We start from the raw sequence: 7,684 nt of genomic DNA on the forward strand, positions 1-7,684 counted from the left end.
CTTTTACCTCTTTTATTTCGCCCGCTTTTCCGAGCGCTTTTACGTCCTTTATTAATAATACTTTCATTCTTTGCCTTTAAATTTTTAATTTCGCCGCTAAAATTTACGTCCGTTTTTGCGTGCGATAATGAAGCGAAGCGCATTTAGCTTAATAAAGCCTTCCGCGTCTTTTTGGTCGTAAACGCTATCTTCCTCAAAGGTACAATAAGCCTCGCTAAATAAATTATCGCTCTTGCTTGCGCGTCCTAAAATAGTTACGTTGCCTTTGTATAGCTCGACGCGAACCTCGCCGTTCACGTGTTCTTGGCTTTTATCGATCGCGGCTTGCAGCATCGCGCGCTCTGGCGACCACCAGTAGCCGTTGTAAATTAGCTCTGCGTAGCGAGGCATTAACTCGTCTTTTAGATGCGCCGCGCCGCGGTCTAGCGTGATGCTCTCGATCGCGCGGTGAGCTTTTAGCATTATCGTGCCGCCAGGAGTTTCGTAGCAGCCGCGGCTTTTCATGCCTACGGAGCGATTTTCTACGAGATCTAATCGCCCGATACCGTGCTTCGCGCCTAGTTTGTTTAGTTCGGTGAGCATTTCGCACGGAGTTAAAATTTTACCGTTTAGGCTAACGGGATCGCCGTTTTTATAGCCGATCGTAATAACTTCGGCGGTGTCAGGGGCTTCTTTGGGGCTTACCGTCCAGCGCCACATATCGTCTTCCGGAGCGTGATTAGGATCTTCTAATACTAGTCCTTCGTAGCTAATATGGAGTAAATTCGCGTCCATCGAATATGGACTTTTTCCGGGCTTTTTAGCGATATCGATACCGTTTTTTTCGGCGTAGGCGAGTAGCTTTTCGCGGCTGTTTAGATCCCATTCCCGCCAAGGGGCAATTATGGTTAAATTATCGCCTAGCGCGTAATAGCCTAATTCAAAGCGTACCTGGTCGTTGCCTTTGCCGGTCGCTCCGTGACTTACGCCGTCGGCGCCTACTAGCCTTGCGATTTCGGATTGTCGTTTTGCTATTAGCGGGCGAGCGATAGAGGTGCCGAGTAAATACTCGCCTTCGTAAACCGCGTTTGCGCGAAACATCGGGAATACGTAATCGCGCACGAATTCTTCGCGTAAATCTTCGATGAAAATATTTTCCGGTTTTACTCCCAGAGCGAGGGCTTTTTTACGAGCCGGTTCTAACTCTTCGCCCTGACCGATATCGGCGGTAAAGGTTACTACTTCGCAGCCGTATTCGTCTTGAAGCCATTTTAAAATAATGCTCGTATCAAGTCCGCCGGAGTAGGCGAGGACGACTTTTTTTACGTTCTTTTTCATCGTTAGCCCCTTATTAATGTTTTAGAGTGCGTAATGGTAGCTAAATTTCATTTAATTTTTAATAAACGCGAATTTAAAGCGGTTTTCAAAGAAATTTGGCTAAAATCGCCGCCATGAGAATCGACAAATTTTTAAATGTAGTAAATATCACCAAACGCCGAAGCGTAAGCGAAGATATGTGTAAAAGCGGCGTCGTTAGCGTTAACGGCGTCGTTGTAAAACCCGCAAAAGATGTTAAAGTCGGCGATAAAATTACTATAAAATTTATAACTCGCGAAGCAAATTACGAGGTGCTAGCGATTCCCCAGGGTAAAAGCATTCCAAAAAGCGCTCAGGGCGAGTACGTGAGGCAAATTTGAAGCGCGAATTTTTATTAAAATTAGACGAGCTTGAAATTTTAGCCCGCGAGTTGCCCAAAGAGGGCATAATTTTATTAAACGGCGCGCTAGCCAGCGGCAAAACGACGCTTACGCAGGCGATCGCTAAATTTAGGGGTGTTAGGAGTGGAGTCACCTCGCCGACGTTTTCCGTGATGCAAAGCTACGAGTGCGCGGACGGAGGTAAAATTTACCACTACGATATTTATCAAAACGGCGTTAGCGGACTTATTAAAAACGGACTTTTTGAAAATTTATTCGAAGAGGGGCTACATATCGCGGAGTGGGGCGATAGCGAGCTTGAAACGCTGCTTACGAGATACGGCGTAAAATTTTATAAAATAGACATAAGTTTAGAAGGCGACGCCAGAAAATACGAGGTCATTAGTGCATAAATTACGGATTCAAGAACTAACCAAAACGATTAAAAAAACGCAAATTATAAAAGGCGTCTCGTTAGACGTATCAAGCGGCGAGGTCGTAGGACTGCTCGGCCCCAACGGCGCCGGTAAAACGACTACTTTTTATATGATTTGCGGGCTTATCTCGCCTACGAGCGGTCAAATTTTTTTAGACGACAGAGACGTAACTAGTGTAGCGCTACATAAACGAGCGCAAATGGGTATCGGATATTTACCGCAAGAAAGCAGTATTTTTAAAGATTTAAGCGTCGAGGAAAATTTGCTGCTAGGAGCCGAAATTTTATACAAAGACAAAGACGAATGCGCTAAAAAGGTCGACGAAATGCTAAATTTGCTAAATATCGAGCCTATCCGCCTTCGCAAAGGCGTGAGCCTAAGCGGCGGCGAGCGTAGGCGCTGCGAGATCGCGCGAAGCTTGATGATAACGCCGAAGTTTCTGCTTTTGGACGAGCCGTTCGCGGGCGTCGATCCGATCGCCGTCAGCGACATACAAAGCATCGTGCGCGACCTTAAAAAACTCGGTATCGGCGTGCTTATCACCGACCATAACGTCCGCGAAACGCTAGCCATTTGCGACCGAGCTTACGTTATCAAGGACGGCTTTTTGCTAGCTAGCGGCAGCGCGAAAGAGGTCGCAAACGATAAAAACGTCCGTACTCACTATTTGGGCGAAGAATTTAGACTGCTAGATTAAAATATGCTGCGCCAAAGGCAAAATTTAGCCCCTAAAAATAAGCTTCGCCCGGCGCTTCGAAGTTGGCTTCCGATCTTGCAATGCGGACTAGGCGAGCTAAAAGAGACGCTAGAGCCTTTGGCGGCAAATAACCCTTTCGTAAGCGTCGAGAGCAAAGCTCCCGTGCAAAATCAAAAGAAAAATTTTTTCAAAGAAGCTAGCAAAAACTCCGTCTCAGACGCTCTTGAAGCTACGACGATCTACCGCGAGAGTCTTTACGAGACGCTTTGCTCGCAGATTAATCCGCCGTTATTTCCCACTAAAATTTCGCAACAAATCGCCTATAAGATTATCGAGTGTATAAATTCCGAAGGTTATTTTGAATACGATGCCGAAATTTTGGGCGAATTTTCGGCGGACGAGGTGGAGCGGGTTAGGGCGCGGTTCGCGTATTTAGAACCCGCGGGAGTCGGCGCGAGAGATTTAAAAGAGAGTTTTTTATTTCAACTTGAATCAAGCGGGCAGCAAGGAGAAATTTATAGCCGCGCGCGCGAAATAATCCAAAATTTAGGGAATTTGCAAGAGTTTGCGAAGTTAGAATTTTACGATGCGGCGATGAAGGCGATTAAGAAATTTAAAAATCCGCCGGCGATCGAGTTTTTAGACGACGAACCCGTCGCGGCGGCGGATATTTGCGTAGCGTTTGAGAGCGGAAACATCAGCGTTAGCGTAAATGACGATTTTTATCCGCAAGTCGTACTAGACGTCGAAGGACAGGCGGCGGGGAGCGAATTTATCGCGCAAAAAACTCGCGAGGCCAGAGAACTTATAGATGCGCTTGCGATGCGGAAAGCGACGCTAAAAAAGATTGGGCTAATGATAGTGGAGTATCAATACGATTACTTTTCCGGCGGCGATATAAAGCCGATGAAGCTAAAAAATATCGCCGAGGATTTGGGCTATAACCCCTCTACTATCTCGCGCGCGATAGCCAATAAATATCTTGAATGCCCGCGCGGAACAATTGCTTTAAAAAGCTTTTTTACCGCGTCTTTGGGCGCGGACGGGGACGGCGAGGAAGTTTCGAATGCCGCGATTAAGGACTTTATCTTGCACGTTATCAAAAACGAAAACGCTCAAAAGCCGCTAAGCGATCTTAAAATTTTAGAACTCGTGCAGGAGGAATTTAGCGTAAATATGGTTCGCCGAACGATCACGAAATACCGAAAGGCGCTAAATATCGGTAGTTCTAGTGAGCGTAAGAGAATTTACGAGATGCAAGGCGGCGTTTAATTCTCGCCGATGAAATTTTCTTGCGTTTTAAAAAACGGCTTTAATGTGTCGTAAGCGGCTTGGATCTTTTCGAATTTTAGTCGGTAGCTTTCTTTTATTTCGGACGGTTTATCCGCGTGGCGGTCTGGATGGTAGAGTTTTACGAGCGATAGATAGTTTTCTCTAACCTCTTCAAAGGTGCTGTTTTTATCGCAGTTTAAAATCTCGAAATTTTCGGTTAATAGCTCGGCTAGCGCCGAAAATCTAGTCGCGAATCTTAACGACTCTTGGGGCTTAAAATTTTGCCTAAAATTTTGAAATTTTAGCTCTTCGTAGTCGAAATCTACTATAAATTTTAGATGCTCTTTACGCGCAAACAGCGACGAGAGCATATCAAGATCGCTATTGCTCGTTAGTTTGATATTTAGCGAGTTTGTTTTTTTATTAAAGTGGTTGGGCGGATTTTTAAAGCTTTGCAATAGGTAACTAATAAAAAGATTTTGCGGCTGTTCGAAATTAAAAATAACTTGATTCCTAATAAAATCCACGCCGATGAAAATTATCGGCGCGAGCGTATTTTGCTGAACGTAGTTTAGTTTTATAGTCTTGTTTTGCGCCGAATTTACGTCAAGCGTTTTTTGTCCGTCTTTTTCGTAAATTCTTTTTAGAAATTTTAGGAAGTATTTTCGCTGCGGAAGCTCGCTTTCGTCATAAAACGATATGATTTTGCCTTTACCGGCTAGGGTTTTATTAAAATTTTTGCTTATTAGGCTGCGGAGCTCGAAAAATAGCCCGTCGTCGCGCGTTTGAATACTTAGAGTTTCCATCGTTTGAGTAACGTTCATTATCTCTCCATAAATTTTATTATGCCGAAATAAGCAATAAGCGTTCCAGAGCGGACTAAATTTTTCTAATATCGCTGTTTTTTACGTAACCCAAAAACTCCGCCTTTAATCTCTCTTGTTTTCTGGCTATTAAATTTTGTTTGCTTGATGCGTCGCCGGTTTTCGGCGCGATTTTTTGCTCTTTTTCTAATTCTTTTTTAATGTCTTTTAGGCTGTCGAAAAAGTCGTTCATTTTGGAATTCCTTTTAAAATTTTAGAAAGATTAACGATTTTTGGCTAAATTTTTAATGAATTTATAAAAGATTTAAGGAAACTTTGGCTAAAATCGCATTTCTTTTTAAAAGTGCGCTCGTAGCTCAGCTGGATAGAGCATTTGATTGCGGTTCAAAAGGTCAGGGATTCGAATTCCTTCGGGCGCACCACTTAATCTTATTTCCTAAAATGTATCAAAATATCTTTGTTCGGCTGCGAATGAAAACTTCCGACTAAATTCTGGCTAAAATTTTATCTATTATATCCTTCGCGCCGTTTTGCGAAAAAACGGCCTTTAATCCGTCCGATGCGCGCTCTAAGTCGTAATTTTCTAAAAGTGCTAAAATTTTATCGCAATTTATTTCGTCGCCGTCTTGCGGACAAATTTTGGCGAGTCCTTCGTTCTCCAAAAATTTTGCGTTGAAATATTGGTGATTGCCCGCGGCATACGGAAACGGCACGAAAATCGCGGGTAGGCGGTTTGCGCAAAGCTCACATAGCGAGCCCGCTCCCGCGCGGCTAATCGCTAAATCTGCGCACGCCATTTTTTGTTCGATATGCGGATAAAAGTCGAATAATTCTACGTCCGCGTTCGCGTTAGCATTCGCGCAAGGGCGTATGCCCTCGTAATAGTCGTCGCCAGTGCCCTCTGCAAAATTTCGTTCGCTAAAATTTTCGCAAATTTTAAGCCCGGCTTGCGCATATTTTTCTTTAAGATCGTTAAGCGCGTTTTTGCCGCATTGGTGGATTATTTTTATACCGCGCGATTTTAGGGCGGGAGCTATTTTTAAAGCGAGCTCGTTTATAGCTTTCGCTCCTTGCGAACCGCCTAGAAATAAAATCGTTTTTAACTCGCGTCTAGATCTCGCGTTAGTAAAAAAGCGCTTCGCGACCGGATATGCGTACGGCGAAATTTTATCGTAAGAGCTAAAAAAACCCGTTGCAAAAGGCTTTAAAATTTGATTTAGCTTGCCCGTTACCGCGTTTTGCTCATGGATAAAAAGCTTTACGCCGCAAAGTAGGGCGCCAAGAGCTGCGGGCGCAGCCGAGTATCCGCCTACGCTAACTACTGCGCGGACGCGGCGAGTTTTAAAAATTTTACGGCATTTGAGCGCTAATTTTAAAATATTTAAAAGCGAGCCGAGCTTTGCTAAACCTCGCTTATTAACCACGCCGCTGCTTTGAAGGAAAATTTTATCGCTAAAATTTTCGTCGTTTTCAAACCACGCCCTGTCTTGTCCTTGCGTCGAGCCGATGAAGAGAGGCTTTATGCCGCGTCTATTTAGCTCTTCGCATAGGCTTTTTGCAATAGCTAGGTGTCCGCCGGTGCCTCCGCCGCTAATTACTATCAAATTTTAGCCTTTTTACTAATCATTAAAACCATTCCGATACCTATACAAACGGCTAATATAGAGCTTCCGCCGTAGCTTAAAAACGGTACCGCTATACCTTTTATCGGCGTAATAGAGGTGATGCCGTAGCTATTCATCAAAAAAGAAAACGATATGATTAGTCCTACGCCCAGGGAGAATAGATGATAGACCTTATTTTCGCTACGCGCCGAAATTTTAAAGATTCTATAAAGCAACGTCAAAAATATACAAACGATGATTATAATACCCTCGACGCCGACCTCTTCTGCTATGCCCGATAGTACGAAGTCCGTATGCACCTCGCTTAAAAAGCCGAGTTTAAATACGCCCGCTCCTAGCCCTTCGCCGAAAAATTCTCCGTGTTTTATCGCATTTAGAGAATGCGAAATTTGATACGGCTCGGGTGCGTCGGCTACGCGCAAAACTTCGGCCATGCTTTGAGGCAGTAAGGATAGCACCATGTCTTGGATCGTGCCCCACCACGATTTTATACGCGTAATTCTATGCTCGGAGCTAATTATGGCTATCGTAGCAAGTACCGAAGCTCCCAAAAAGCCGATACCGAAAAGTTTCATGCTCGTACCCGCAAACAGAGCCATCATAATTAGCGTAAGAGCTAAAACGACTACTTGTCCAAGGTCGTTTTGCAAATAAGCGATTAAATAAACGATGATTAAAAATACGCATACGTACGGAAATAGCAGTTTTAGCTCCTCTTTGATGCTTTTTTTATTTTCGTCGATCTTGCGCGCGAAGCTCCATGCTAGAAAGTATACGAAGCCGATTTTAAAAAACTCTACCGGCGCGAGAGAGACGCCGGGTAAGCGTATCCATCGGCGAGCGCCGCCCGCTTCGGTCACCATAGAAGCGGGTAGGACGTACATAAGTCCCATCGCCACGATGCAGCAGGCAAATAGTCCGAACCCTATCCAAACTAGCGCCTTATCGGGATTTAAGCGAGATAGCCACCACATAAGAAAAATTCCTAAGCAGCCGACGGCAAACTGACGGATAAAAAAGTGATATTCGCCGTAATTAAAAAACAAAACCGTAAATACGGGCAGCGAGAACGAAAAGATGATGCTAATCGTAATAAGCGCCGCGCAAAGATAAAAAATAACCTTATCGACTGCCAAAATTTACCCCCGAAATT

The 7,684-nt window shown here is 44.3% G+C and carries 9 protein-coding genes, 1 tRNA gene and 1 pseudogene; 5 read left to right on the plus strand and 6 right to left on the minus strand.

Features of this window, described 5'->3' with window-relative positions; genetic code table 11:
• A pseudogene (locus tag QZ147_RS07330) lies at positions 1 to 67 on the minus strand (50S ribosomal protein L9); the annotation flags it as partial.
• Between the two features lie 29 nt (positions 68 to 96).
• Entirely contained in the window at positions 97 to 1,317 is a 1,221-nt protein-coding gene (locus QZ147_RS07335; RefSeq protein WP_295148799.1) for an argininosuccinate synthase, read from the minus strand.
• A gap of 113 nt (positions 1,318 to 1,430) precedes the next feature.
• On the opposite strand from QZ147_RS07335, the gene QZ147_RS07340 reads away from it, so the two are divergent.
• The 4 genes from QZ147_RS07340 to QZ147_RS07355 are packed head-to-tail and all read left to right on the plus strand — an operon-like array spanning position 1,431 to position 4,082.
• Positions 1,431 to 1,676: a S4 domain-containing protein gene (locus tag QZ147_RS07340; RefSeq protein WP_295148801.1), complete on the plus strand. Its 246-nt coding sequence runs from the start codon at positions 1,431 to 1,433 to the stop codon at positions 1,674 to 1,676.
• Positions 1,673 to 2,089, plus strand: a complete 417-nt coding sequence (gene tsaE / locus QZ147_RS07345) for a tRNA (adenosine(37)-N6)-threonylcarbamoyltransferase complex ATPase subunit type 1 TsaE (protein WP_295148803.1) — start codon at positions 1,673 to 1,675, stop codon at positions 2,087 to 2,089. Before QZ147_RS07340 ends, tsaE begins: the two co-directional genes overlap by 4 nt.
• The gene (gene lptB / locus QZ147_RS07350; RefSeq protein ID WP_295148806.1) at positions 2,082 to 2,810 is read left to right on the plus strand and encodes an LPS export ABC transporter ATP-binding protein; all 729 of its coding nucleotides are present in this window, start codon (positions 2,082 to 2,084) and stop codon (positions 2,808 to 2,810) included. Before tsaE ends, lptB begins: the two co-directional genes overlap by 8 nt.
• A gap of 3 nt (positions 2,811 to 2,813) precedes the next feature.
• The gene (locus QZ147_RS07355) at positions 2,814 to 4,082 is read left to right on the plus strand and encodes an RNA polymerase factor sigma-54 (protein WP_295148807.1); all 1,269 of its coding nucleotides are present in this window, start codon (positions 2,814 to 2,816) and stop codon (positions 4,080 to 4,082) included.
• Here the strand turns inward: QZ147_RS07355 and QZ147_RS07360 are convergent.
• Both QZ147_RS07360 and QZ147_RS07365 read right to left on the minus strand, forming a co-directional pair.
• Positions 4,079 to 4,906, minus strand: a complete 828-nt coding sequence (locus tag QZ147_RS07360) for an adenylosuccinate lyase (RefSeq protein ID WP_295148809.1) — start codon at positions 4,904 to 4,906, stop codon at positions 4,079 to 4,081. The two genes, QZ147_RS07355 and QZ147_RS07360, sit on opposite strands and share 4 nt — an antisense overlap.
• A 55-nt stretch (positions 4,907 to 4,961) precedes the next feature.
• Positions 4,962 to 5,138, minus strand: coding sequence for a hypothetical protein (locus tag QZ147_RS07365; protein ID WP_295148811.1), 177 nt, complete (start codon positions 5,136 to 5,138; stop codon positions 4,962 to 4,964).
• Positions 5,139 to 5,251: 113 nt separating this feature from the next.
• Here QZ147_RS07365 and QZ147_RS07370 point away from each other — a divergent pair.
• Positions 5,252 to 5,328: transfer RNA gene (locus QZ147_RS07370), tRNA-Arg, on the plus strand.
• 63 nt (positions 5,329 to 5,391) lie between these two features.
• Here the strand turns inward: QZ147_RS07370 and QZ147_RS07375 are convergent.
• Together QZ147_RS07375 and QZ147_RS07380 are read right to left on the minus strand one after the other, a co-directional pair.
• Positions 5,392 to 6,510 carry a UDP-N-acetylglucosamine--N-acetylmuramyl-(pentapeptide) pyrophosphoryl-undecaprenol N-acetylglucosamine transferase gene (locus QZ147_RS07375; RefSeq protein ID WP_295148814.1) on the minus strand — a complete coding sequence of 373 codons (1,119 nt, stop codon included), beginning with the start codon at positions 6,508 to 6,510 and terminating at the stop codon, positions 5,392 to 5,394.
• The gene (locus QZ147_RS07380) at positions 6,507 to 7,667 is read right to left on the minus strand and encodes a putative peptidoglycan glycosyltransferase FtsW (RefSeq protein WP_295148817.1); all 1,161 of its coding nucleotides are present in this window, start codon (positions 7,665 to 7,667) and stop codon (positions 6,507 to 6,509) included. The genes QZ147_RS07375 and QZ147_RS07380 overlap by 4 nt, the downstream gene beginning before the upstream one ends.
• Positions 7,668 to 7,684 lie beyond the last annotated feature (17 nt).

Source organism: uncultured Campylobacter sp. (assembly GCF_905371695.1).
Classification (GTDB): Bacteria; Campylobacterota; Campylobacteria; order Campylobacterales; family Campylobacteraceae; genus Campylobacter_A.